This window comes from Streptomyces sp. NPDC025793 (genome assembly GCF_055558375.1).
In genome coordinates, this window is record NZ_JBVHMR010000006.1 from 194,278 (window position 1) to 219,315 (window position 25,038).

Annotated in this window: 18 protein-coding genes and 2 pseudogenes; 13 read left to right on the forward strand and 7 right to left on the reverse strand. The window is 72.0% G+C overall.

Annotation, left to right across the window (positions count from 1 at the left end):
• Positions 1-19: 19 nt before the first annotated feature.
• The 10 genes from ACZ4MF_RS15190 to ACZ4MF_RS15235 all read left to right on the forward strand — a co-directional run bounded on the left by ACZ4MF_RS15190 (position 20) and on the right by ACZ4MF_RS15235 (position 15,430).
• Entirely contained in the window at positions 20-1,489 is a 1,470-nt protein-coding gene (locus ACZ4MF_RS15190) for an aldehyde dehydrogenase family protein (RefSeq protein WP_467492458.1), read from the forward strand.
• Between the two features lie 20 nt (positions 1,490-1,509).
• Entirely contained in the window at positions 1,510-2,601 is a 1,092-nt protein-coding gene (locus ACZ4MF_RS15195; RefSeq protein WP_467492459.1) for a quaternary amine ABC transporter ATP-binding protein, read from the forward strand.
• Positions 2,601-4,577 (forward strand): ABC transporter permease, encoded by a 1,977-nt coding sequence (locus ACZ4MF_RS15200; protein ID WP_467492460.1) that lies wholly within the window; start codon positions 2,601-2,603, stop codon positions 4,575-4,577. The genes ACZ4MF_RS15195 and ACZ4MF_RS15200 overlap by 1 nt, the downstream gene beginning before the upstream one ends.
• 13 nt (positions 4,578-4,590) lie before the next feature.
• Positions 4,591-5,556 (forward strand): ABC transporter substrate-binding protein, encoded by a 966-nt coding sequence (locus tag ACZ4MF_RS15205; protein WP_467492461.1) that lies wholly within the window; start codon positions 4,591-4,593, stop codon positions 5,554-5,556.
• A 219-nt stretch (positions 5,557-5,775) separates the two neighbouring features.
• Positions 5,776-8,214 (forward strand): GcvT family protein, encoded by a 2,439-nt coding sequence (locus ACZ4MF_RS15210; protein WP_467492462.1) that lies wholly within the window; start codon positions 5,776-5,778, stop codon positions 8,212-8,214.
• A gap of 21 nt (positions 8,215-8,235) precedes the next feature.
• Positions 8,236-9,096, forward strand: a complete 861-nt coding sequence (locus ACZ4MF_RS15215; RefSeq protein ID WP_467492463.1) for a bifunctional methylenetetrahydrofolate dehydrogenase/methenyltetrahydrofolate cyclohydrolase — start codon at positions 8,236-8,238, stop codon at positions 9,094-9,096.
• Positions 9,093-10,379: a serine hydroxymethyltransferase gene (gene glyA / locus ACZ4MF_RS15220; protein ID WP_467492464.1), complete on the forward strand. Its 1,287-nt coding sequence runs from the start codon at positions 9,093-9,095 to the stop codon at positions 10,377-10,379. The genes ACZ4MF_RS15215 and glyA overlap by 4 nt, the downstream gene beginning before the upstream one ends.
• Positions 10,376-11,608: a sarcosine oxidase subunit beta family protein gene (locus ACZ4MF_RS15225; RefSeq protein ID WP_467492465.1), complete on the forward strand. Its 1,233-nt coding sequence runs from the start codon at positions 10,376-10,378 to the stop codon at positions 11,606-11,608. Before glyA ends, ACZ4MF_RS15225 begins: the two co-directional genes overlap by 4 nt.
• An 11-nt stretch (positions 11,609-11,619) precedes the next feature.
• Positions 11,620-14,835, forward strand: a complete 3,216-nt coding sequence (locus ACZ4MF_RS15230; protein WP_467492466.1) for a sarcosine oxidase subunit delta family protein — start codon at positions 11,620-11,622, stop codon at positions 14,833-14,835.
• Positions 14,828-15,430, forward strand: a complete 603-nt coding sequence (locus tag ACZ4MF_RS15235; RefSeq protein ID WP_467492467.1) for a sarcosine oxidase subunit gamma — start codon at positions 14,828-14,830, stop codon at positions 15,428-15,430. The genes ACZ4MF_RS15230 and ACZ4MF_RS15235 overlap by 8 nt, the downstream gene beginning before the upstream one ends.
• 29 nt (positions 15,431-15,459) lie before the next feature.
• Here ACZ4MF_RS15235 and ACZ4MF_RS15240 read toward each other — a convergent pair whose 3' ends face one another.
• From ACZ4MF_RS15240 to ACZ4MF_RS15260, 5 genes are all read right to left on the reverse strand, one after another.
• The gene (locus tag ACZ4MF_RS15240; protein ID WP_467492468.1) at positions 15,460-16,257 is read right to left on the reverse strand and encodes an IclR family transcriptional regulator; all 798 of its coding nucleotides are present in this window, start codon (positions 16,255-16,257) and stop codon (positions 15,460-15,462) included.
• A gap of 129 nt (positions 16,258-16,386) precedes the next feature.
• The gene (gene purU / locus ACZ4MF_RS15245; protein WP_467492469.1) at positions 16,387-17,259 is read right to left on the reverse strand and encodes a formyltetrahydrofolate deformylase; all 873 of its coding nucleotides are present in this window, start codon (positions 17,257-17,259) and stop codon (positions 16,387-16,389) included.
• Positions 17,260-17,349: 90 nt separating this feature from the next.
• Positions 17,350-18,996, reverse strand: a complete 1,647-nt coding sequence (locus tag ACZ4MF_RS15250) for an MFS transporter (protein WP_467492470.1) — start codon at positions 18,994-18,996, stop codon at positions 17,350-17,352.
• A 16-nt stretch (positions 18,997-19,012) separates the two neighbouring features.
• Entirely contained in the window at positions 19,013-20,446 is a 1,434-nt protein-coding gene (locus ACZ4MF_RS15255; protein WP_467492471.1) for an alpha/beta hydrolase, read from the reverse strand.
• A 186-nt stretch (positions 20,447-20,632) separates the two neighbouring features.
• Positions 20,633-21,454: a PaaX family transcriptional regulator gene (locus ACZ4MF_RS15260; protein ID WP_467492472.1), complete on the reverse strand. Its 822-nt coding sequence runs from the start codon at positions 21,452-21,454 to the stop codon at positions 20,633-20,635.
• 95 nt (positions 21,455-21,549) lie between these two features.
• On the opposite strand from ACZ4MF_RS15260, the gene ACZ4MF_RS15265 reads away from it, so the two are divergent.
• On the forward strand, positions 21,550-22,071 hold the full coding sequence (locus ACZ4MF_RS15265; RefSeq protein ID WP_467492473.1) for a hypothetical protein: 522 nt from the start codon (positions 21,550-21,552) through the stop codon (positions 22,069-22,071).
• A gap of 12 nt (positions 22,072-22,083) precedes the next feature.
• On the opposite strand, the gene ACZ4MF_RS15270 is transcribed toward ACZ4MF_RS15265, so the two are convergent.
• Positions 22,084-22,512, reverse strand: coding sequence for a hypothetical protein (locus tag ACZ4MF_RS15270; protein WP_467492474.1), 429 nt, complete (start codon positions 22,510-22,512; stop codon positions 22,084-22,086).
• Between the two features lie 155 nt (positions 22,513-22,667).
• Positions 22,668-23,110: pseudogene (locus tag ACZ4MF_RS15275) on the reverse strand (SDR family NAD(P)-dependent oxidoreductase); the annotation flags it as partial.
• Positions 23,111-23,113: 3 nt separating this feature from the next.
• On the opposite strand from ACZ4MF_RS15275, the pseudogene ACZ4MF_RS15280 reads away from it, so the two are divergent.
• Both ACZ4MF_RS15280 and ACZ4MF_RS15285 read left to right on the forward strand, forming a co-directional pair.
• Positions 23,114-23,248 (forward strand): annotated as a pseudogene (locus tag ACZ4MF_RS15280) (TetR/AcrR family transcriptional regulator); the annotation flags it as partial.
• Positions 23,249-23,823: 575 nt separating this feature from the next.
• Positions 23,824-25,008 carry a type III polyketide synthase gene (locus ACZ4MF_RS15285; RefSeq protein ID WP_467492475.1) on the forward strand — a complete coding sequence of 395 codons (1,185 nt, stop codon included), beginning with the start codon at positions 23,824-23,826 and terminating at the stop codon, positions 25,006-25,008.
• The last annotated feature ends 30 nt before the right edge of the window (positions 25,009-25,038 follow it).

The following is a 25,038-nucleotide window of genomic DNA, read 5'->3' on the forward strand; positions in this document are numbered from 1 at the left end:
GGTTCGAAGGGCGCGTCGCATGGCAGATCTGTATGTGGCCGGAGAATGGCGTGATCCGGTGGCCGGGGGTCAGCGCGAGATCCGCTGTCCGGCGGACGGCACGCTCGTCGCGACGGTCTCGGAAGGCACCCGCCCCGACACCGGGGCGGCGATCGCCGCGGCCCGGCGGGCCTTCGACGACGGCACCTGGCCCGGCACCCCCGAGCGGGAGCGTGGCGCGCTGCTGCTGCGCACCGCGGACGTCATCGAGCGCGAGGCCAAGGAGTTCGCCCGCGCCGAGTCCCTCGACACCGGCAAGCGCCTGGTCGAGAGCGAGTACGACATCGCCGACGTCGTCTCGTGCCTGCGCTACTACGGCGGCATCGCCGGCACCGGCGCCGGCCGGGTGGTCGACACCGGCCGCGACGACGCCCTCAGCCGGGTCGTGTACGAGCCCGTCGGTGTCTGCGGGCTGATCACCCCCTGGAACTATCCACTGCTGCAGGCCTCGTGGAAGGTCGCCCCGGCCCTGCTCGCGGGCAACACGATCGTCCTCAAGCCGAGCGAGCTGACGCCGTCCACCTCGATCCTGCTGATGAAGGCGCTGGAGGAGGCCGGGCTGCCCGCGGGCGTGGCCAACCTCGTCCTGGGCGCCGGAGCCGAGGCGGGCGCACCGCTGGCCGAGGACCCGGCCGTCGACATGGTGTCGTTCACCGGAGGCCTGGACACCGGACGGCACATCATGGCGACCGCCGCCGCGACGGTGAAGAAGGTCGCGCTGGAACTCGGCGGCAAGAACCCGAACGTGGTCTTCGCCGACGCCGACGTCGAGACGGCCGTCGACTTCGCGCTCACCGCCGTCTTCCTGCACTCCGGGCAGGTCTGCTCGGCCGGTGCCCGGCTGATCGTCGAGGACTCGCTGCACGACGCCTTCGTGGACGAGGTCGTACGCCGTGCCCGGCTCATCCGGCTCGGCGGGCCCTTCGACCCCGAGGCGGAGACCGGGCCGCTGATCTCCGCGCGGCACCGGGAGAAGGTCGAGGCGTATGTCGCGGCGGGCCTCGCCGAGGGAGCCGTACTGCGCTGCGGCGGGGTACGCCCCGACGACCCGGCGCTGGCGGGCGGCTTCTACTACCCGCCGACGGTCCTCGACGCGTGCCGGCAGGACATGCGCGTGGTGCACGAGGAGTCCTTCGGACCCGTGCTCACCGTCGAGAGCTTCCATGACGAGGACGACGCCGTGCGCATCGCCAACGACACGGAGTACGGCCTCGCGGGAGCCGTGTGGACACAGGACGCGGGCAAGGCACAGCGGGTCGCCCGCCGACTGCGCCACGGCACCGTGTGGATCAACGACTACCACCCCTATGTGCCACAGGCCGAGTGGGGTGGGTTCGGGCACTCCGGCGTGGGCCGTGAGCTGGGGCCGACCGGCCTCGACGAATACCGGGAGCCCAAGCACGTCTGGCAGAACATCCAACCCCGGCCGCAGCACTGGTTCCGCGGCTGAACGCCGAAGAGAGGTCGACCATGGCCCCAGCACAGACCGAGGTGTCGCAGCGGCGCGACACGTCCGAGGATCCCCAGGACCGCACCCCCGTCATCTCCGTGCGCGGGCTGTGGAAGGTGTTCGGGCCGAAGGCCGACGAGGTGCCGGACTCCGCGGAGCTGTGCGGACTCACCCGCCGCGAGCTGATGGACCGCACCGGCTGCACCGCCGCCGTACGGGACGTGAGCTTCGAGGTGTCGCCCGGCGAGGTGTTCGTCGTCATGGGCCTGTCCGGTTCGGGCAAGTCCACCCTGGTGCGATGTCTCACCCGGCTGATCGAACCCACCGCGGGCGAGGTCGTCTTCGAGGGCGAGGACATCCGCGGCGCCGACCCCCGGCGGCTGCGCGAGATGCGACGCAGCAAGTTCTCCATGGTCTTCCAGCACTTCGGCCTGCTGCCGCACCGCAAGGTCGTGGACAACGTGGCCTTCGGGCTGGAGATCCGTGGCATGAGCAAGGCCGAGCGTGTCCGACGGGCACTGGAGACAGTGGAGTTGGTGGGCCTCGCCGGGTACGAGAACTCCTACCCCGACCAGCTCTCCGGCGGTATGCAGCAGCGCGTCGGCCTCGCCCGCGCCCTCGCCGGCGATCCCGACGTCCTCTTCTTCGACGAGCCGTTCTCGGCGCTCGACCCGCTGATCCGCCGTGACATGCAGAGCGAGGTCATCCGGCTGCACCACGAGGTCGGCAAGACCATGGTGTTCATCACCCACGACCTCTCCGAGGCGCTCAAACTGGGCGACCGCATCCTGATCATGCGGGACGGGAAGACGGTCCAGTGCGGCACCGGGGACGAACTGGTCGGCGCCCCCGCCGACGACTACGTACGGGACTTCGTGCGGGACGTGCCGCGCGGCGATGTCCTCACGCTGCGCTGGATCATGCGCCCCGCCCAGCCCGAAGACGCCCTCGACGGGCCCGAGTTGGGCCCGGACGTCGTCGTGCGCGAGGCCACCCGGGCGGTGCTGGCCGCCGAGAAGCCGGTCAAGGTCGTCGAGGGCGGCAGGCTGCTGGGCATCGTCGGCGACGAGGAGATCCTCTCCGTCGTCGCCGGTGACGAAGGCGGTGCGTGATGGCCGTCGCCGCCGACGCGACCGCGTCGGTCACCCCCCTGCGCGAGAAGGTCAGCCGCCCGATGGTGGTGGCCGCCGTCCTGGTCGGCTGGCTGGTGCTGTTCGCCGTGCTGCGCGGTCGGCAGACGCTCACCCTCGCGGCGGCCGACCTCACCGGACTGCACCGCTGGCTGAACGACGTCAACGACACCATCGGCGCCAACCGCGACTCCAACCCGCTCTTCCTGTACTTCTTCAACGAGATCCGGCTGGCCATCGACCACCTGGTGACCTTCGTCCAGCAGCTGATCTCCCAGCCGGTCGGCGCCCGCCCGGTCCCGCAGATCGGCTGGCTCGGCGTCGTCGGCATCACCGGCTACGTCTCCTGGGCCGTGGGCAACTGGCGGGTCGCCCTGCTGGCCGTCGCCGGCTTCACCTTCTTCGGGCTGCAGGGGCTGTGGCAGGAGAGCATGGACACCCTGGCGCTGACCCTGTCGGCGGTCCTCGTGGCGCTGCTCATCGGCATCCCGCTCGGTGTGTGGGCGGGCCTGTCCGACCGGTTCAACCGGATCATGACGCCCTTCCTGGACTTCATGCAGACGATGCCGACCTTCGTCTACCTCGCCCCGCTGACCCTGATCTTCCTCATCGGCGGCGCCTCCGCCGTGATCACCACGGTGATCTACGCGGCACCGCCCGCCATCCGCATCACCGCGCACGCCATCCGCTCCGTGCCCGAGACCACCGTCGAGGCGGCGGACTCGCTCGGCACGACACGCGGGCAGCAACTGGTGAAGGTGCTGCTGCCGATGTCCCGGCGCACGGTCGTCATGGGCGTGAACCAGACCATCATGGCCGCCCTCGCCATGGTGACCATCGCCGCCCTGATCGACGCGCCCGGCCTCGGCAAGACCGTCGTGCAGGCCCTCCAGTCCCTCGACGTCGGCACCGCGTTCAACGCCGGGCTCGCCATCGTCGTCATGGCGATCGTGCTCGACCGGGTGACCACGGCCGCCGCCGCGCGCACCGAGACGGCCCGCCGCACCGACGCCCGGCTGCTCAGGTGGCGCCGTCCGCTGCTGGCGGCGGGCGCGATCGGACTCGGCTTCGTGATCTACATGTCCCACACCTACGTGTGGGCGGCACAGTTCCCGGGCCATGGCACCGTCGGCAGTCACATCGCGAGCGCGGCCGACACCACGACCGGCTGGCTCCAGAACCATGTGTCGGGACTGACCAACGGCCTGCGCAACGTGCTCACCAACGGACTGCTCAACCCCTTCCAGACGCTGCTCACCGACTCCCCGTGGTGGCTCGTCGGCATCGTCCTGGTCACGCTGGCCCTGGTGCTGGGCGGCCGGTGGGCCGCGGTGACGGCCGCCGGGTGCGTCGGGCTGCTGGTCGGCACGGGCGTGTGGTCGGACAGCATGACCACCCTCGCCTCGACGGCCGTGGCCACGGTGCTGGTGATGCTGCTCGGTGTCGTCTTCGGCGTGTGGATGGGGCGCAGTGCGCTCGTGGACCGGGTGGTGCGGCCCACCCTGGACGCGGCACAGGTCATGCCGCCCTTCGTCTACCTCGTGCCGTTCCTGGCCCTCTTCGGCGCCACCCGGTTCACCGCGATCGTCGCGGCCGTGGTCTACGCGGCACCCGTCGCCATCAAGATCATCGCGGACGGGGTGCGGAACGTCCCCGGGACGACCGTGGAGGCGGCCACCTCGGCCGGGTGCAACACCTGGCAGATCATCACCAAGGTCCAGCTGCCGATGGCCCGCAGCGCCCTGACGCTCGCGACCAACCAGGGCCTGATCTACGTGCTCTCGATGGTCGTGGTGGGCGGCCTGGTGGGGGCCGGCGCCCTCGGCTACGACGTCGTGGCCGGATTCTCGCAGGGACAGCTGTACGGCAAGGGGCTCGCGGCGGGACTGGCCATCGTCCTGCTCGGAGTCATGTTCGACCGGATCACTCAGGCCGCGGCGCGCCGCACCCGGGCATAAGGAGCACGACACCATGGCAAGACACTGGCGAGCCGGCGCGGCCGGCCTGGCCGTCCTCGGCCTCACCCTCACGGCCTGCTCGGGGGCGAAGGTCGGCGACAGCACCTCCGCGGGCGCGAAGTCCTCGGGCGGCAAGTGCGGCACCTTCAACCTGGCCGTCAACCCGTGGGTCGGCTACGAGGCGGACGCGGCGGTCGTGGCGTACGTCGCGCAGCACGACCTGGGCTGCACCGTCACCAAGAAGGACCTGAAGGAGGAGATCGCCTGGCAGGGCTTCGGGACCGGCGAGGTCGACGCGGTCCTGGAGAACTGGGGCCACGACGATCTGAAGAAGAAGTACATCACGAGCCAGAAGACGGCCGTCGAGGCCGGCTCGACCGGCAACAAAGGCGTCATCGGCTGGTTCGTGCCGCCGTGGCTGGCCAAGGCGCACCCGGACATCCTCGACTGGAAGAACCTCGACAAGTACGCCGACGAGTTCAAGACGTCCGAGTCCGGCGGCAAGGGCCAACTGCTGGACGGCGACCCGTCGTACGTCACCAACGACGCGGCCCTGGTCAAGAACCTGAGGCTGAACTTCAAGGTGGTGTACGCGGGCAGCGAGACCGCGCTCATCCAGGCGTACCGGACGGCCGAGAAGAACAAGCAGTGGATGATCGGCTACTTCTACGAGCCGCAGTGGTTCATGTCCGAGGTGCCCCTGGTCAAGGTCAACCTCCCGAAGTACACGACGGGCTGCGACACCGACGCGGCGAAGGTGGCCTGCGACTATCCCCTCTACGACCTGGACAAGATCGTCAGTGCGCAGTTCGCCAAGTCGGGCAGCCCGGCGTACGGCCTGGTGAAGAAATTCCACTGGACCAACGACGACCAGAACACCGTCGCCCGGTACATCGCGCAGGACAAGATGTCGGACGACGCGGCGGCCAAGAAGTGGGTCGACGCGAACCGCGACAAGGTCGATGCCTGGCTCAAGTAGCACGGGCGGGAAAGGGCCGAACGGACCAGCCCGGCAGGCGGTGCGCACCCATGCGCACCGCCTGCCGGGCGCTGTCGTGTTCCCGCCCGTGATCAGGCCGTTTTCCGACGTCACCGGCCCCTTGACACCCCTCCTCGACGCCGGGCACATTGAGTTGCGCAGCCTGAATCGCGTTGCGCAGAAAGCAACTGAATCGGTCTCAAGTTCGGAGGTTGGGCGATGGCGGGACCCCGAGTGGTGATCATCGGAGCGGGCGTCGTGGGAGCGGCCCTGGCGGACGAGGTCTCCGCACGCGGCTGGACCGAAGTGACCGTGGTCGACCAGGGCCCCCTCCCGGCCACCGGGGGCTCCTCCTCGCACGCCCCCGGCCTGGTCTTCCAGACGAACCCCTCGAAGACGATGACGGAGCTGGCCCGCTACACCGTCGAGAAGTTCTGCTCCCTCGACGTCGACGGAGAGCCCTGCTTCCTCCAGGTCGGCGGCCTCGAAGTGGCGACCGGCCCCGAGCGACTCGCCGAGCTGCACCGCCGGCACGGCTGGATCACCGCGTGGGGCATCGAGTCCCGCCTGCTGAGCCCGGACGAGTGCGTCGAGCAGCACGCGCTGGTCAACCGGGACCGGGTGCTCGGCGGTCTGCTCGTCCCCACCGACGGACTCGCCAAGGCCGTCCTCGCCGTCGAGGCGCAGATCCGCCGGGCCACCGAACGCGGCGTGCGCTTCCTCGCCCGCCACGAGGTCCTCGACATCCGGCAGAGCGCGGGCCGCGTCACCGGCGTCGTGACCGACCAGGGCGAGATCCCCGCCGACATCGTCGTGTGCTGCGCCGGCATCTGGGGGCCGAAGATCGCCCGCATGGCGGGGATGAACCTGCCGCTCACCCCGCTCGCCCACCAACTCGCCTGGACCGGCCCGATACCGGCGCTGAAGGGCCAGACCGAGGAGGCGGTCCGCCCGATCCTGCGCCACCAGGACGCCGACCTCTACTACCGCGACCGCTTCGAGGGCCTCGGCATCGGCTCCTACGGACACCGCCCCATGCCGGTCTCCGCCGACGACATCCTCTCCGTGGACGAGGCCGAGCAGATGCCCTCGGTCCTGAAGTTCACCGAGGACGACTTCGCGGACGCCTGGACCGAGACGCAGTCCCTCCTCCCGGCGACCCGTGAGGCCGAGGTCGAGGAGGGCATCAACGGCCTGTTCTCCTTCACCACCGACGGCTACCCGCTGCTCGGCGAGTCCCCGGACGTCAAGGGTTTCTGGGTCGCCGAGGCGGTCTGGGTCACCCACTCCGCGGGCGTCGGCCGCGCCGTCGCCGAATGGCTGGTCGACGGCCACTGCTCCTCCTTCGACCTGCACGAGTGCGACGTCAACCGCTTCGAGCCGCACCAGCTCTCCCCGGAGTACGTCCTGGCCCGCGACTGCCAGAACTTCGTCGAGGTCTACGACATCCTCCACCCCCTCCAGCCGTCCGGGAAACCGCGCCCGATCCGCACCAGCCCCTTCCACGCCCGCCAGCAGCAGCACGGCGCCTTCTTCCTGGAGGCGAACGGCTGGGAGCGCCCGCAGTGGTACGAGGCCAACGCGGGCCTGGTGGAGGGCCGTTCGATCCCCACCCCGGGCGACTGGGCCGCCCGGTACTGGTCGCCGATCGTCGGCGCCGAGGCCCAGGTCACCCGCGAGAGCGTCGCGATGTACGACATGACCGCCCTCAAGCGCCTGGAGGTCAGCGGCCCCGGCGCCGCCGACTTCCTGGAGGGCCTGGTCACCGGCAAGGTCGCCAAGTCCGTCGGCTCGGTGACGTACACGCTGCTGCTCGACCACGACGGCGGCATCCGCAGCGACATCACCGTCGCCCGCCTCGCCCCGGACCGTTTCCAGATCGGCGCCAACGGCAACCTCGACCTCGACTGGTTCACCCGCCACCTGCCCGCCGACGGCAGGGTCCAGGTCCGCGACATCACCGCCGGCACCTGCTGCATCGGCCTGTGGGGCCCGCTCGCCCGGGACGTCCTCCAGCCCCTCACCGACGCGGACTTCAGCAACGAGGGCCTGAAGTACTTCCGCGCCAAGCACGCCTACATCGGCAGCGTCCCGGTGACCGCGATGCGCCTGTCGTACGTCGGTGAGCTGGGCTGGGAGCTGTACACCACCGCCGACCAGGGCCAGAAGCTGTGGGACACCCTGTGGGCGGCGGCCGAGCCGCTCGGCGGCGTCATCGCCGGCCGCGGCGCCTTCAACAGCCTCCGCCTGGAGAAGGGCTACCGCTCCTTCGGCACCGACATGACCTACGAGCACGACCCCTACGAGGCCGGCGTCGGCTTCGCCGTCAAGCTCGACAAGGGCGACTTCATCGGCAGGTCCGCGCTGGAACGCCGCACGGCGGACGTACGACGCAGGCTGACCTGCCTCACCATCGGCGACCCGCGCTCGGTCGTCATGGGCAAGGAGCCGGTGTACGACGGCGAGCGCGCCGTCGGCTACGTCACCAGCGCCGCCTACGGCTACACCATCGGCAAGGGCATCGCCTACGCCTGGCTCCCGGCCGACCTCGCCGTCCCCGGCACCACGGTGCACATCGGCTACTTCGACCGGCGCGTCGAGGCGGTCGTGGCCGAGGAGCCGCTGTTCGATCCGACCATGTCCCGCCTTCGTGGCTGAGCGCTGGAAGGAGCACCGCGCGTGACCGCACAACTCCTCGACGGCAGGGCGACCGCCGCCGCCATACGTCGCGAACTCGCCGATCGCGTAGGCAAGTTGACTGCCCTCACGGGACGCGCCCCGGGCCTCGGCACCGTCCTCGTCGGCGACGACCCCGGCAGCCACGCCTACGTCGCGGGAAAGCACCGCGACTGCGCGCAGGTGGGCATCGCCTCGCTGCGCCGCAGCCTGCCCGCCGACGCCACCCAACGCCAGGTCGAGGACGTCGTCGACGAACTCAACGCCGATCCGGCCTGCACCGGCTACATCGTCCAGCTCCCGCTCCCGCGCCACCTGGACGCGAACGCCGTCCTCGCGCGCATGGACCCCGCCAAGGACGCCGACGGACTCCACCCGGTCAACCTCGGGCGACTCGTCCTCGGCGTCGACGCCCCCCTGCCCTGCACCCCGCGCGGCATCGTGGAACTGCTGCGCCGCTACGAGGTCCCGCTGGCCGGAGCACGCGTCTGCGTGGTCGGACGCGGCATCACCGTCGGCCGGCCGATCGGGCTGCTGCTCACCCGCCGCTCCGAGAACGCCACCGTCACCCTCTGCCACACCGGAACCAAGGGCCTGGCCTGGCACGTACGCGAGGCGGACATCGTCGTCGCGGCGGCCGGCTCGCCGGGACTGATCACCAAGGACATGCTGCGCCCCGGCGCGGCCGTCCTGGACGTCGGCATCACCCGAACCGACCAGGGCCTGGTCGGTGACATCCACCCGGAGGCCGCCGAGGTCGCCGGACGGCTCGCGCCGATGCCCGGGGGAGTGGGACCCATGACCCGGGCGATGCTGCTCGCCAACGTCGTCGAGGCCGCCGAGAGGAACGCGAACCCCGCATGAACGCGCTGAACACCCCCCTGGCCGAGCTGGACCCCGAGGTCCACGACGCGCTCCGGGCCGAACTGCACCGCCAGCAGTCCACCCTGGAGATGATCGCCTCCGAGAACTTCGCGCCCACCGCCGTGATGGAGGCCCAGGGCTCGGTCGCGACCAACAAGTACGCCGAGGGCTACCCCGGCCGCCGCTACTACGGCGGCTGCGAACACATCGACGTCACCGAGAAGTTGGCCATCGAACGCGTCAAGTCCCTCTTCGACGCCGGCTTCGCCAACGTCCAGCCGCACTCCGGCGCCCAGGCCAACACCGCCGTGTTCTTCGCCCTGCTGAAGCCCGGCGACACGATCCTCGGCCTCGACCTCGCGCACGGCGGCCACCTCACCCACGGCATGCGCATCAACTACAGCGGCAAGATGCTCAACGTCGTGCCGTACCACGTCTCCGGGACGGACCACCTCGTGGACATGGACGAGGTGGAGCGGCTCGCCAAGGAGCACCGCCCGAAGATGATCATCGCGGGCTGGTCGGCGTACCCGAGGCAGCTGGACTTCGCGGCGTTCCGCCGGATCGCCGACGAGGTCGGCGCCCTCCTCATGGTCGACATGGCGCACTTCGCGGGCCTGGTCGCCGCCGGACTGCACCCGAGCCCCGTCCCGCACGCCCACGTCGTCACCACCACCACGCACAAGACGCTCGGCGGTCCCCGTGGCGGCGTCATCCTCACCAACGACGCCGACCTCGCCAAGAAGCTCAACTCGGCCGTGTTCCCCGGGATGCAGGGCGGCCCGCTGGAGCACGTCATCGCCGCGAAGGCGGTCTCGTTCAAGGTCGCGGCATCGCCGGAGTTCGCCGAACGGCAGGCCCGCACGCTCGCCGGCGCCCGCATCCTCGCCGAACGCCTGACGCGGCCCGACGCGGCGGCGGCCGGAGTGCGCGTGCTGACGGGCGGCACCGACGTCCACCTCGTCCTCGTGGACCTGCGCGACTCCGCACTCGACGGCAAGCGCGCCGAGGACCTCCTCCACGAGATCGGCATCACCGTCAACCGCAACGCCGTCCCCTTCGACCCGCGCCCGCCGATGGTCACCTCCGGGCTGCGCATCGGCACTCCGGCGCTCGCCACCCGTGGCTTCACCGAGGCGGACTTCACCGAGGTCGCCGACGTGATAGCCCTGGCCCTCCAGCCCGAGCCGGACGTGGCCGCACTGCGCGCCCGCACCGAGGCGCTGGCCGCCAAGCACCCGCTCTATCCGCACCTCTCCGGCCCTTCAGGAGACACCCGATGAGCCCCCGCACCCCCGGCGCCGACCTGCCCGACCACCCGGACTTCCTCTGGCGCACCCCCGAGCCCAAGCGGTCGTACGACGTGGTGATCGTGGGCGGCGGCGGACACGGCCTCGCCACCGCCCACTACCTGGCGAAGAACCACGGCATCACCGACGTCGCGGTCCTGGAGAAGGGCTGGCTCGCGGGCGGCAACATGGCCCGCAACACCACGATCATCCGCTCCAACTACCTGTGGGACGAGAGCGCGGGCATCTACGAACACGCGTTGAAGCTGTGGGAGGGGCTGGAGGAGGAGCTCGACTACCCGATCCTCTTCTCCCAGCGCGGTGTGCTGAACCTCGCCCACAGTCTCCAGGACGTCCGCGACAGCGTGCGCCGGGTCGAGGCCAACCGGCTGAACGGCGTCGACGCCGAATGGCTCGACGCCGAGCAGGTCAAAGAGGTCTGCCCGATCGTCAACACCTCGCCCGACGTGCGCTATCCGGTCCTCGGCGGCACCTACCAGCCCCGCGCCGGCATTGCCAAGCACGACTACGTGGCCTGGGGCTTCGCCCGCTCCGCGGACGCCGCCGGCATCGACATCATCCAGAACTGCGAGGTCACCGGCCTCGACGTGGTGGGCGGCCGGGTGGTCGGGGTGCGGACCACGCGGGGCCCGATCGCGGCGGGCAAGGTGGCCCTGTGCTCGGCCGGCCACACCTCGGTCCTCGCCGCCATGGCCGACATCGAACTCCCCCTCCAGAGCCACCCGTTGCAGGCCCTCGTCTCCGAACTGCTGGAGCCCGTGCACCCGACCGTGGTGATGTCCAACGCGGTCCACGTGTACGTCAGCCAGGCGCACAAGGGCGAGCTGGTGATGGGCGCGGGCATCGACGCGTACAACTCCTACACCCAGCGCGGCGCGTTCCACGTCATCGAGGAGCAGATGGCCGCCGCCCTGGAGCTCTTCCCGGTGTTCGCCCGCGCCCATGTGCTGCGCACCTGGGGCGGCATCGTCGACGTCAGCCCCGATGCCTCGCCCGTCGTCGGCCTCAGCCCGGTCCGCAACCTCTACCTCAACTGCGGCTGGGGAACGGGCGGTTTCAAGGCCACCCCCGGCGTCGGCTGGGTGTACGCCCACACCATCGCCCACGACTCACCGCACACGCTGAACGCCCCGTTCTCGCTCGACCGTTTCACCACCGGCGCGCTCGTCGACGAGCACGGCGCCGCCGCCGTGGCCCACTAGGGAGGCCGACCATGCTGCTGATCTCCTGCCCGTGGTGCGGGCCCCGCGACGAGGCCGAGTTCCACTACGGCGGCCAGGCCCACGTCCCCTACCCCGAGGACCCTGCTGCCCTCGGCGACGAGGAGTGGGCGCGCTACCTCTTCTTCCGCGACAACCCCAAGGGCCCCTTCGCCGAACGCTGGAACCACGCGGCGGGCTGCCGCAAGTGGTTCAACGCGGTGCGGGACACGTCGACCAACGAGATCCTGGCGGTGTACCGGCCGAGGGAGGAGCGCCCGGAGCGGCTGGAGCCGCGCCCGGTGACCTCTCACCCGGCCCCGGCCGTGCCGGCCCGCCCGGCCACCGAGGCCGTGGCCCCTGCTGAGCCGAGCCGGGCTCTGGATGCGGCGCCCCCGGCACGGCTCGCGGGTCAACCCCACCGCCTCGCCACCGGCGGCCGCATCGACCGCGCCACCCCCCTCACCTTCACCTTCGACGGCACCGAGTACCAGGGCTACCGCGGCGACACCCTCGCCTCCGCCCTCCTCGCCAACGGCGTCATCACGGCGGCGACCAGCATCCGGCTCGGCCGCCCGCGCGGCATCTTCTCGGCCGGTGTCGAGGAACCCAACGCCGTCGTCCAGATCGAGGCCCCCTTCCCCGAGCCCATGCTCGCCGCCCCGGCCGTCGAACTGTACGACGGCCTGGTCGCGAGCAGCCTGCCCGGCCAGGGACGCCTCGCCACCGAACCCGACCCTGCCCGCTACGACGCCGTGCACGCACACTGCGACCTGCTGGTCGTCGGCGCCGGCCCGGCCGGTCTCGCGGCGGCCGCCGCGGCAGCCGACAGCGGCGCCCGCGTCATCCTCGCCGACGACCAGCCGGAACCCGGCGGGAGCCTGCTCGGCACCGGGGAGCACCTCGACTGGGTCGAGGCGACACGCGCACGGCTCGACGCCGCCCCCGAGGTGCGCGTCCTCGCCCGCACCACCGTCTTCGGCCACTACGACGACAACCACGTCCTCGCCGTCGAGCGGCGCACCAACCACCTGGGCGCCGACGCCCCGGCGAACGTCTCCCGCGAACGCGTCTGGCGGATCCGCGCCCGGCGCGTCGTCCTCGCCACCGGCGCCCACGAACGCTTCCTGGCCTTCGGCGACAACGACCGGCCCGGCGTGATGCTGGCCGCCTCGGCCCGGACGTATCTGCACCGGTACGCCGTCGTGCCGGGCCGGCACGCCGTCGTGTTCACCACCAACGACAGCGCCTACGCCGCCGCGCTCGACCTGGCGGCGGCCGGAGTGGACATCGCGGCGATCGTCGACACCCGGCCCGAGCCGGGCCAGTGGGCCGAGCGCGCCCGGTCCGCCGGAATCGAGGTGCTGGCCGGACACGCGGTCACCGGTACCGAGGGCGCGGACCGTCTCACCGCCGTCACCGTCGCCCCGTACGCGCAGGAGCCCACGGGCCGGCGGGAGTTCGCCGTCGACCTCCTCCTGGTCTCGGCCGGCTGGAACCCGGTGGCGCACCTGTACAGCCAGGCGGGCGGCAAGCTCCGGCACGACGACGTGCTCGGCGCGTTCGTCCCCGACCACTGCCGTCAGGCGGTCGAGGTGACGGGCAGCGCGAACGGGACCTTCGACCTCGCGGCGGTCCTCGCGCAGGGCGCGGCGGCCGGCGCCCGCGCGGTCGGGGCGGAGGGCCAGCCCGCCGGGGCGCCCGCCCTCCCGGCCGTCGCCACCGCGCCGTGCACCCCGCCCATGCAGGTCTTCACCGTGCCCACCGCCGCCGGCGCCCCCCGCTTCGTCGACCTCCAGCGTGACGTCACGGTGGACGACCTGGCGCGGGCCACCGGGGCGGGCCTGCACTCGGTCGAGCACACCAAGCGCTACACCACGGCGGGTACGGCAAGCGACCAGGGCAGGACGGGCGGCGTCCTGGCGAGCGGGGTCGTCGCCGAACTCCTCGGCGTCGACATCTCGGCGCTCGGCCTGCCGACCTTCCGGCCGCCGTACACCCCGGTCTCCTTCGCCGCCCTCGCCGGCCGCGACCGCGGCGCGCTGCACGACCCGATCCGTACGACCGCCCTGCACGCGTGGCACGTCGAGCACGGCGCGCTGTTCGAGAACGTCGGCCAGTGGAAGCGGCCCTGGTACTACCCGCGAGACGGCGAGGACAGGGAGGGCGCCGTGCTGCGCGAGTGCCGCGCCGCCCGCGAGGGCGTGGCCTTCATGGACGCCTCCACGCTCGGCAAGATCGACCTACAGGGCCCGGACGCCGCCCGCTTCCTCGACCTGCTCTACACCAACATGATGAGCACCCTGAAGACGGGCATGATCCGCTACGGCGTGATGTGCCGCCCGGACGGCATGGTCTTCGACGACGGCACCGTCATCCGGCTGGCCCAGGACCGCTTCCTCGTCACCACCACGACCGGCAACGCGGCGGCCGTCCTGGACTGGATGGAGGAGTGGCTCCAGACCGAGTGGCCCGACCTGCGGGTGCACTGCACGTCGGTGACCGAGCAGTGGGCCACCGTCGCCCTGGTCGGCCCCAGGTCCCGCGCGGTCCTCGGCTCGCTCGCACCCCAACTGGCCGTATCCAACGACGACTTCCCGTTCATGGCCTGGCGTGACACGAACGTCGCCGGCATCGGGGCCCGGGTCTGCCGGATCAGCTTCTCCGGCGAACTCGCCTACGAGATCAACGTGTCGCCGTGGCACGCCCTCGCGCTGTGGGAGGCGCTGTACGAGGCGGGCGCCCCGTACGGCATCACCCCGTACGGCACCGAGACCATGCATGTCCTGCGCGCCGAGAAGGGCTACCCGATCGTCGGCCAGGACACGGACGGCACGGTCACCCCGCAGGACCTCGGCATGGGCTGGGCGGTGTCCAAGAAGAAGCGCGACTTCATCGGCAAGCGCTCCTACGCCCGCGCCGACACCGTCCGCCCCGACCGCAAACACCTGGTCGCCCTGCTCCCCGACGACAGCGGTGTCCTCCTCCCCGAAGGCACCCAACTGGTCGCCGAGAGCGAACTGCCCGCCCCGCCCGTGCCGATGCTCGGCCACGTCACCTCCAGCTACCGCAGCGCGGCGCTCGATCGGACCTTCGCGCTCGCCCTGGTCAAGGGCGGCCGGGACCGTATCGGCGAACGCCTCTACGCACCCGTCGGCGACCGGCTGTTCCCGGTGACAGTCGCCAGTCCCGTCCTCTACGACCCCGAGGGAGCCCGCCGCGATGGCTGACACCGCCCCGACCGCCCGGCCGCGCAGCCCCCTTGCGCATGCCGCCGACCGCCTGGCGGACGTGACGCGCACCTCCGCAGGCGCGATCCGGCTGGCCGAACTGCCCTTCCTGGCCCAGGTGAACGTCCGTCTCGACGCCAAGAGCCCGGCGGCGGACGCCGTGGGGCTCGCGCTCGGGCTCCCCCTGCCACTGGAACCCAACACGGTCGTCCGCCGGGGCGAGTTGACCGTGGTGTGGCTCGGCCCGGACGAGTGGCTGGTCGTGGGACAGCCCGGGGCCCAGAAGGAGTTGGAGGGCAGGATCCGCGCGGCGGCGGGGGACGAACACGTGTCGGTGACCGACGTCTCCGCCCAGCGCACCACCCTCCTGGTCACCGGCCCCCGCGCCCGCGACCTGCTCTCCCACGGCTGTGTGCTGGACCTGCACCCGAGCGCCTTCGGCCCCGGCCGCTGCGCCCAGACCACCCTGGCCCGCGCCCAGGTCCTCCTCGTCGCCCGCGACGAGACCAGGGCGGGCTTCTGGGTCCTGGTGCGCTCCTCCTTCGCCGGCTATCTGACGGAGTGGCTGCTGGACGCGGCCGTCGAATACGGGTGAACGACTCCGCGCCGGCACCTCTGCGGGGCTCAGCCCAGGTACCCCATCCGGTGGCTGATCTCCTGCGCGCCCTTGAGCAGTGTCGGCGCGAGTTCGTGGAGTCGTTCCTCGGTGAAGCGGTACGCCGGCCCCGATGCGCTGAGGGCGGCGATGACCTCGCCGTCGCGGGAGCGGATCGGGGCCGCAATGGCGTGCAGGCCGATCTCCAGCTCCTCCAGCGTCACCGCGTAGCCGCGCTCGCGCGCCTCGGTGAGGTTCTTCTCCAGCTTCGCCCTCGCGGTCAGGGTGTGCGGCGTCAGCTTCCGCAGGCCGGCCGCCGCGAGCACCCGGGCGCGCGCCTCCGTCGGCAGATGGGCCAGCAGGATCTTGCCGCTCGACGTGGCGTGCACCGGGGTGAGCTGGCCGACCCAGTTGTGTGTGCCGACCGCGCCGGGGCCGCGCACCTGGTAGAGGTTGACCGCGTAGTGCTCCTGGAGGACGGCGATGTTGACGGTCTCGCCGATCTCCTCTATCAGCCGCTCGCACACGGCCCGGCCCTGCTGGGTGACGTCGAGACGGCCCGTGACCGCGCCCGCGAGGCGCACGATCCCGAAGCCCAGCCGGTACTTGCCCCGTTCGGCCGTCTGCTCGACCAGGCCGCGTGCCTCAAGTGCGCCGAGCAGGCGGAACGCGGTCGACTTGTGGACGTCGATCTCGGCGGCGACCTCGCTGACACCCGCCTCGCCGCGCTGGGCGAGGATCTCCAGGACGCTGACGGCACGGTCGACGGACTGCACCCCGTTCACAGCGGGGCCTGTTGCTTCGCCATCTGCTGTGTAGTTGCTCATGGCGCAACTATACGCAGCGACGTCCCGGTGTCCCGCCCTTGAGACGAAGGCATACCACGGCACAGTACTGTCCGTACTGCCCGCGGCGCCCTCGGTCCGTGGTTGCGGTGTGCGCCGCCGCCCTTCCCGTCAGCGGAAGACGACCGTGCAGCGGCCGTTGACCAGTACGCGGCTCTCGCTGTGCCACTCCACGGCGCGGGCGAGCACCTGGGCCTCGACGTCACGGCCGAGGGCGACCAGTTCGTCCGGGGCATGCCTGTGGTGCACACGGACGACGTCCTGCTCGATGATCGGGCCCTCGTCGAGGTCGGGCGTGACGTAGTGCGCCGTGGCCCCGACGAGCTTGACGCCGCGCTGGTGCGCCTGGACGTACGGCTTCGCCCCCTTGAAGCTCGGCAGGAAGGAGTGGTGGATGTTGATGGCCCGGCCGTCGAGCTTCTTGCACAGGTCGTCGGAGAGGATCTGCATGTACCGGGCGAGGACCACGAGGTCGATGTCCAGTTCGTCGACGAGCCGGAGCAGCCGGGCCTCCGCCTCCGCCTTGGTCTGTGGTGTCACCGGGATGTGGTGGAAGGGGATGCCGTAGTTCCGGGCCAGCGGTTCGACGTCGCGGTGGTTGGAGACGATCGCCGGGATCTCGATGTTGAGCGCGCCCGTGGACGTGCGGAAGAGCAGGTCGTTCAGGCAGTGGCCGAACTTCGAGACCATGACCAGCGTGCGGGTCGGGGTCGAGGCGTCGTGCAACTGCCACGTGATCCGGTACGCCTCGGCGACCGGCCCGAAACCGGTGCGCAGATCCTCCAGCGAGACGCCCGGATCCGAGACGTCGAAGTGCACCCGCATGAAGAAGCGGTCCTGGAGCCGGTCGTCGAACTGCTGGCTCTCCAGGATGTTGCCGGAGCGGGTGACGAGGAAGGAACTCACGGCGTGGACGAGACCGGCCCGGTCGGGGCACGAAAGAGTGAGGACGAACTCGCGGCCGGGCTGCGGTCGAGGGGACATGACATCCTCCCTTGGTGCGCTATGCGCAACGAAGCGGGTGATACGCAACATGGTCCGGCGTGAGGGGTCGACTGGTCAAGAGTGCCGTTCTTATTGCGCATCAGGTTTCGTCACGTGCAACGGGTGGATCTCACGATGTTCGACAGGGAGGCCCTCCTCCTGAGGTGCGGCCTCCTGCGCCGTACGCCCGCGCAGGGCCGTCACCACCAGTACGGCCGAGAACAGGGCCGCCGCACCGCACACCACGAACCCGATCGAGTAGCCGTGCCCCAGGGCGTCGAGGGCGTACGAACGGGCTGCACCCGGCGGGGTGTCGGCGGGGACGGAGTTCAGGGCGAGGGGGCCGCCCTCTGCGAGCACCCCGTGCGCCGCCGCCTTCGACTCCGGGTTCAGCGACGACGAGGCGCCCAGCGAGGACGTCACCCGGGACGCCGCCTGGCTCAGCGCGACCGCGCCGATGACCGCCGGGCCGAGGGTGAAGCCGAAGTCGCGCAGCAGGTTGGTCGCCGCGCTCGCCATGCCCGCGAGCGGGAGCGGCACCGTGTTGACGGCGGTCGCGGTGATCGACGACACCGTGAACGCGAAGCCGATGCCGACGAGCCCGAGCGGCAGGATCAGCGAGGTCAGGGCCCGGTCGCCGACGTCGAGCCCCGCGGCCAGGAAGTCGCCCGCCGCGAGCAGTGCCAGACCGGCGGTGAGCAGCGCCCGCGCGGGCAGCCGGTGCAGCAGTCGCGAGGTCAGCGGGGTGAGCAGCGGTGTGATGCCGTTGAGCAGCAGGAACGCGAAGGAGGCGCGCATCGGGCTCTGGTGCTGGACGGGGCCGAGCCGGATGCTGGTCGCGTACGCCGTGCCCAGGAAGCTGAACATGCCCACGACCGCGACCGCCGACGCGATGGCGAAGGAGCGGTTGCGGAACAGGTCCAGGCGCAGCAGCGGGGAGCGGGCCCGGCTCTCGGCGACCACGAACAGGCCCACGAACACCGCTGCGATCACGAACGCCACGACCACCGGAGCCGAACCCCAGCCGTCGGCCGGCCCCTGGATGACGGCGTACAGCAGGGCGAACAGACCGACGCCGATGGCGATCTGACCGCCCACGTCCAGCGAACGCCCCTCCGGCGAGCGGGAGTTGGCCGCGAGCCACCGGCTCACCAGCGCGCTGACCGCGGCCAGCGCGGCGACCACCACGAACGCCGAGCGCCATGAGCCGTAGGTGCCGGTGATCCCGCCGAGCAGCGGGGCGAGGAAGCCGCCCGCGGACAGGCTGGAGGCCCAGAGCGCGATGGAGCGGGCACGCTCGGCGCCGGTGTGCGTACCGGCCGCGATCATGGCGAGCGAGGTGGGGAAGAGCGCGGCCGCACCGAGACCGGCCAGCGCCTGGCCCACCCTCAGCTGATGGACGCCGGCGGCGCTCGCGGCGACGACCTCACCCGCGCACACCAGCGCGGCGCCGCCGACGAGGAGGCGTTTGCGGCCGAAGAGGTCGCCCAGTACACCGAAGGTGAGTTCGAGGACGGCGACGGGGAGCAGGAACGCATCGGATATCCAGGTCAGTTGGGAGCCGACCGGGTGGAGGTGCTCCTGGAAGAGCCCGTTGAGGGTGGCGGGTATCGCGAGGCCGATCTGGGCGAGGCAGACCGCGAGACAGCCGGCGACGAGCGTGCCGACGGGCAGGGACGCACGGGGGAGGGACGTACGGGGGAGGGACGTGTGCGGGGCGGCGGATGCGTCGGACATGAGCGGGGTCCCAACGTCAGTGGCGGGCGGGGTGCACGGGCCGGTCGCGGCCGACCGTGAGCGGTGCGGGGCGGAACGGGACGTACGCCGCCCCGTCCAGGCCGAGTGCGGTGGCGGACCGCTGGAGCGCGGCCGGGCTCGCGGCGTCGTCCCAACGGCCGGCGCTGACGCGGTGTTCGAGGGCGTGCAGGGCGGCCACGGTCTCGGCGGTCGTGAACGTGCAGTGGCCCTGGCGCTCGACGTACGCCTGCCGCAGCAGCGCGCCGGCCCCGGCCGTGCGCACCCGGTCGCCGAACCGCCGCTCCTGTTCGACCGGGACCAGGTTGTCGGCGATCGTGTGCACGTCCAGCAGCGGCACGCCGAGCCCCTGCCCGGCGGAGGAGCTGCGCTGTGCGGCACGGACCGCGGCGGGGTCCGCGGTGACCGAGGCGTCCCGGGTCAGGGCGGCGAGGTCGGCGCGCAGGTCGAGCCCGGCCGCCCGGTACAGCGCGCGGACCTGCGGCGCGTGCACGGATCCGGCGAGCAGGCTCGCGTAACTGACGCCCTGGTTCCAGGAGTTGTCGCCGCCGACGGACCGCTCGACGGCGTACCGGCCGCCCTCGACGAACGCCAGGATGCCCTGCGCGAACCAGGCGTACTGCTGCCGTTCCTGGCCCGCCCAGTCGGTCGGCGCGGGCCGGTCCTGCCCGGGTGCCCAGGCGGGCAGGTTGAGGAAGGCTGCGGCCAGCGCGATCCGGGCCCGGCCCCGCGGGGTGGCCTGGGCGGCGGTGACGGCGTCGGTGAGCCTCTGGGCGGTCGCGGCCGCGGCGTCGGCGGACCCGAACCGGACGAGGCCGACGTCCTGCCCCGGCAGGAGCAGCCGGGCGATGGTGTACTCGGCGTCGAGCTGGTAGTTGTCGAGGTCCGTGCCGCCCGCGACCAGACCGCACAGCCCGAGCGCGCCGTCGACGCGGCCGGCGCCGTCGCGGGCGATCTGCGCGTTGACCAGCCCGCCCATGGACTGGCCGACGGCGAGGGTGCGGCGCGGGGTGCCGATCTTCGCGCTGACGGCGTCGAGCGTGCCGAACTGATCGTGTTCGGCGCTGTTCAGGGCCCACATCGAGCCGTGGGGGTCGTACGACGACCCGGCCAGCGCATACCCCTCGGTGAGCAGTTCGGCGCGTACGGCGTCGGAGGGCGCGTCGTTGGCGACGACGGGGCCAAAGCCGTGGCTGAACAGCAGCAGCGTGCCGTTCCAGCGGGCGGGGACGTCAGCGACCCAGGCTGCGCCGTCGGAGAGCGTGCCGGTGAGGTGACCGGCGGTCCCCGTGTCCGCCCGGGCGGCGTGCGCGGGCGAGGCGGCGAGGGCCGCGGACGCGAGCGTGGCCAGCGCGGCGAGGGCCACCCGCAGGCGGGTCCGGGAGGCGCGGGGCCGGGGACGGGACGTGCGGGGCGGGGTACTGGCGCGCATGGGTGGGCTCCTTCTGGGCGGCGGCGGAGCGGGTCCCGGACGGATGTCCAGATGCTCAGTGCACTGAACGACGCGGGGTGTCAGGAATGTAGGGCGGATTTCTTGCGGCCGTCAATGCAATGCACAACATCACTTGAGGAAGGAGCGCACGACGCCGTGCGGCACGTGCGCCCGACGGGAACGCCGCTACGCCACGGGAAGGGTCTCGATGAGCCGGCGCGCCGCGTCCCGGGCGGGCGTCTCCAGGCGGGCGTGCACCGCACGGAACGTCTTCTCGGCCTGGGCCGCGGGCCAGTCGGCGGGCAGGTGCTGCACGGGCAGCCGGGGGTCGGCGCGGATGACCTGAAGCCATTCGGCGGTCAGCCGGAGGCGCAGCGCGAGAGCCTCCTCGGCGGCCAGGTGCGCTCCGCCCGAGGCGTACGGTCGCCAGGCCTCGTCGAACTCCCGGTAGCAGGCGGCCAGTTGGGCCAGGTCCCAGGTCTCGTCGATCATCCCGGCGATGTCCGTGCCGGCGTCCGCGTTGGCACGGAAGACCTTGACGTGCGCGGCCAGGCCCAGCTCGCCGACGATCTCGGAGACGTCGACCTCACCCGGCGCGATCCACAGCCCGCTGAACAGTGTGCCGAAGCCCGCCCAGGTCAACTGCGCGCGCAGATCGTGCCGTTGGCGCTGCCACGACTCCGGCAGCGAGAACCCGAGCAGCGTCCAGGTCCCGTCCCAGTCCCGGTTGACCGCCCCCGTGTGCCAGATGCGCCGCTCCCCGTCACGCAGGACCGCCTCGGAACGGTCGGTGAGCCCGATGTACGTCCGCCGGCCCTGCCGCCGCCGGCTCAGCAGCCCGCGCCCGGCCATCCGGCTGAGCATGGACCGGGTGGCCTGCTCCCCGACACCGGCCCGGCGGAACACCTCGATGACACTCCCCGTGTACACGCACACCCCACGCCCCAGCACCTCGTCACCGAGGAAGCTGAGCAGCAGGGACTGGGGGCGGGGGACGGGAGCGGTCACGTGGACACAGTACGAGACGGCCGCCGACCGGAGCAGCCGCTGGAGGCTCCGTACCTTCGGGCCATGACGCACGAGACGGAAGTCCCGGTGGGACCGTGAGCGGATGGTGGACCTGTCTGGACGAGCGGACCCGCCGGGAGGTCGACGCGCGGGTGCTGGGCGACCGCCGGTTCGCGGCGGTCACGACCGTCTGGGCGGCGCTGCGTCCGCTCGGGCTGGGCGTGCACGAGGCGGAACAGGTGGTCCACGCGCGCTACGCGGCGCTCGGCGACCGTGTGCGGCCCACCCCGCCCGATCCGCTCGACGTACCCTCACTCGCCGCTCGCGTCGCCGCCCATCGGGGCCGGGCCGTCGCGATCGAGGCGATCTGGGACGGCGACACCGTCCACGACTGGTTCGTCGTCCTGGTCGCGGTCCTGGAGGACCCGTCCGGAGAGGGTCCTCTCGCGACGGTCTACCGCCGCCGGGGCGGCCCTGCTCCGGGGACGGTCGCCGCGGACGCGGGCCGGGCCCTGGCGGACCACCTCGGCGTGCCGTTCCGCTTCGCCTCCCCGGACGACCCTGACGACGAGGCCCCTCGCCGGCGCGCGACCCCTCGCCCGTCCGAAGAGCCGTGAACACGACGCCGGTCAGCCGACGAGTGAGCGGAACCGCTCGATCGTACGGCGTCGCATCGTGAGGAAGGCGAGCCACGAGCCGTCGGCGTAGTGCAGCCGGAAGCGGGCCATGAGCTGGGTCCGGGGGCGGCGTTCGACCCGGACCGCCCAGGCGCGGGGCACCTCCCAGACAGGGGTGCCGTCCAGGGGCCTGACGAGTCCGACTCGCTGGTCCGTGACGCGCAGCAGCAGCGCGCCTGACGTGTCGGGCATCCCCGCGGCGATGCTGCCGGCCGCGCCGGACTGCGCACCGACGCTGTTGACGAACTGGTTCGCGATGACCCCGCCGACGTTCAGGCCGATGCCCTTGGCGCTCTTGGCGGGTACGACGCTGCCGTACCCCAAGAGCCGCTCGCCGGGAGCCAGTTGATGGAGGGCGGAACGCTCTTGGAGGGCAGACATGCCCATGATCATAGGTGATCGGCGTCGAGGCCGGCGGAGAGCGCGGAGACCGCCGGCCGGAGGTGCCGGTAGCGCGCTGCGATGCCGGAGCGCTCTCCTCCTGCGCGCTGAGAGACAACGCCCAGGTGGAGAGCGGCCACCCGGTCCGCGGCGTACGCGGCGATGACGGCGACCGCGGTCCTGCCCCGTCGACGTCCACCACCGTTCCGTGCGCGAACGCCGCCTCGTCGCTCGCCGGCCAGACCGCGGCGTGCGCGATGGCGTCCGGCGTGCCGACCCGGCCGGCCCGGATGGGGCTCGCCGCCCTCCGGCGCCGGAGGCTGGATCACACCCGGCGAGATCGCGTTGACCCGCACGCCGAGCGGGCCGAACTCCGCGGCCCGCGCGCGCGTGAGCGTCTCCGTGGCCCCCTTGGTGAGCTGTAGAGCGCGCCCAGGGGAACGCCCAGGCGCGCGATCCAGGAGCCGAGGTTGATGATCACCCTGCCGCCGGACTCCGTCATGGCGGGGACCACCGCCGCGGTGAGGAAGAACGGCGCCTTGACGTTGATCGCGTAGACCCTGTCGAACGTCTTCTCGTCGGTGGCGGTCGTGCCGGGGGCGCCGCGCTGCTGGCCGGCGTCCAGGGGGGTGTGGCCATCATGATGTCCACGGGCGGCTCGACCCACCTCAAGGCGGCGCTCGGCACAGGCATCGCCCACCTGCGCGCGACGGCGGGGGAGTCGGGACGGACCTGACGGTCGCCGGCCACCGACGGCGTACCGGCGCGACATGAACCCCCACGGGCGGTGACCGCATCGAGGTGGTCGGGACCGTCCCGCGGTCCGGACGCGCCCCGCCCGTGCCAACGGGCAGCAGATCCTGATCCGGGTGAACAGGCCCGAGCGGTGAGCCCCTTGTCGGCGCCGTCGTCGTAGGTGACCTGGCGGTTCAGGCCGTTCGGGCGCACGAACGTGAACATGCGCATGCAGGACGGGGCCGATCTCGGCCCGGATGTGATCCGCCTCACCCCGCCCCACTCGCGGACCTGGCCGCCAGGGTATCCGCCCCCGACTCCTTCCCGACGACATGTCAGATGTGACCTGCCGGACCCCGCCGTGGATCGCTGTTCAGCGGTGTGTGCCGAGTCACGTATTTCTGGTACCGCATAAGTTGTCTGCATCACAGCGGAAATGTCCCTTTGGTGTCCATGCTCGATGCGGACATCGGCGCCCCAAGTGGAGCCCCTCGGCAACCTCTTGGGCGCGGCGCCCAAAGTGACCCATGACACAGCACTCGTGACATTCCTCCTCCCCCGGGAAGGTGCCCCCTTATGGCCGCTTACCTCTGTCCTCCTGCCGTGATACACGGCGAACACCCCGTGGAGACCAGCCAGATCGTGGCGGAAGTGCGCGAGCGGCACCCGCACGCCGCGTGGGCGCCGCGGATCGACGGCATCGCGGCCGGCACGGGCATCGAAACCCGCGGGTGGATGCTGCCGCTGGAGGCCGCCGTCGCGCCCGGCGACGGCGGTGGCCTGCGGGCTGTCGGCACCGGGGCGGCCCAAGAGGCGCTGGCACGCGACGGGTTCACCCAGCAGGACGTGGACCGCGCGATCGCCGCACTTGAGGCGATACCCGCGCCGCAGACCGTCCAGGAACGCACCGCGCCGGCCTGGGAGGCCGTGCAGTCCTACGGGGAGCGTGCGGCGCGCGGGGCCCTGCAGAGCGCCGGGCTGGACGCCGCGGACATCGACTGCCTGATCACCAGTCACTCCACCACCCCGGCGCTGCCGGGCCTGGACGTCGCCCTGGCCAACAAGCTCCCCCTCCGCAACGACGTGATGCTGCTGCCGGCCACGCAGTGGGCCTGTGTCGCGGGGACCCGCTCCCTGGCACTGGCGGCGGACCTCGTGGCCGCCGACCCCGACCGGGTGGTCCTGGTCGTGATCGCGGAGGCGCTGAGCACGACCTACCAGCCCGCGGACGACACGCTCGAATCCCTGATCGTCCGGTTGCTGTTCGCGGACACCGCGGTCGCCGCGGTGGTCACGGGCCGTCCGAGGCGCGAGTCGACGCTGCGGCTGGACGCCGCCTGGCACCACACCCTGCCCGGCACCCACGACCTGCACCGATTGGAGACGCGGGCGGACGGCACCCACTTCGTGATGGACCGGCGTGGGCCGCGCGCCGTCCAGGAGACGGTCACCGCGATGTGGGAGTGGCTGCGCCTGCGTTACCGGGACGACCCCGACTCCTGGCACCCCGACGTGCTCCTGGCGCACCCCGGCGGGACCCGCGTGCTGGAGTACATGGAGCAGACGATGCCCGACGCGTGGCCGTCGGGGCTGCTGGACTACAGCCGGGACAGCTACACCAGCGGCAACCGCGGAGGCGCCGCCGTGTTCGACATCATGCGGCGGGCGTACGACACCGGGCAGAAGCCGGGCAGTCGCGCCGTCCTGTACGCGGCGGCCCCGGGCTTGACCGCCACCGCCCTGGAAGGCGAGTGGCTGTAGCGCGACCCCGCGCCACCCGCACCACTCGCA

Coding starts and splice junctions, on each gene's coding strand:
- ACZ4MF_RS15190 (WP_467492458.1), top strand. CDS start 20: ATGGCAGATCTGTATGTGGCCGGAGAATGGCGTGATCCGGTGGCCGGG.
- ACZ4MF_RS15195 (WP_467492459.1), top strand. CDS start 1,510: ATGGCCCCAGCACAGACCGAGGTGTCGCAGCGGCGCGACACGTCCGAG.
- ACZ4MF_RS15200 (WP_467492460.1), top strand. CDS start 2,601: ATGGCCGTCGCCGCCGACGCGACCGCGTCGGTCACCCCCCTGCGCGAG.
- ACZ4MF_RS15205 (WP_467492461.1), top strand. CDS start 4,591: ATGGCAAGACACTGGCGAGCCGGCGCGGCCGGCCTGGCCGTCCTCGGC.
- ACZ4MF_RS15210 (WP_467492462.1), top strand. CDS start 5,776: ATGGCGGGACCCCGAGTGGTGATCATCGGAGCGGGCGTCGTGGGAGCG.
- glyA (WP_467492464.1), top strand. CDS start 9,093: ATGAACGCGCTGAACACCCCCCTGGCCGAGCTGGACCCCGAGGTCCAC.
- ACZ4MF_RS15225 (WP_467492465.1), top strand. CDS start 10,376: ATGAGCCCCCGCACCCCCGGCGCCGACCTGCCCGACCACCCGGACTTC.
- ACZ4MF_RS15230 (WP_467492466.1), top strand. CDS start 11,620: ATGCTGCTGATCTCCTGCCCGTGGTGCGGGCCCCGCGACGAGGCCGAG.
- ACZ4MF_RS15235 (WP_467492467.1), top strand. CDS start 14,828: ATGGCTGACACCGCCCCGACCGCCCGGCCGCGCAGCCCCCTTGCGCAT.
- ACZ4MF_RS15240 (WP_467492468.1), bottom strand. CDS start 16,257: ATGAGCAACTACACAGCAGATGGCGAAGCAACAGGCCCCGCTGTGAAC.
- purU (WP_467492469.1), bottom strand. CDS start 17,259: ATGTCCCCTCGACCGCAGCCCGGCCGCGAGTTCGTCCTCACTCTTTCG.
- ACZ4MF_RS15250 (WP_467492470.1), bottom strand. CDS start 18,996: ATGTCCGACGCATCCGCCGCCCCGCACACGTCCCTCCCCCGTACGTCC.
- ACZ4MF_RS15255 (WP_467492471.1), bottom strand. CDS start 20,446: ATGCGCGCCAGTACCCCGCCCCGCACGTCCCGTCCCCGGCCCCGCGCC.
- ACZ4MF_RS15270 (WP_467492474.1), bottom strand. CDS start 22,512: ATGTCTGCCCTCCAAGAGCGTTCCGCCCTCCATCAACTGGCTCCCGGC.
- ACZ4MF_RS15285 (WP_467492475.1), top strand. CDS start 23,824: ATGGCCGCTTACCTCTGTCCTCCTGCCGTGATACACGGCGAACACCCC.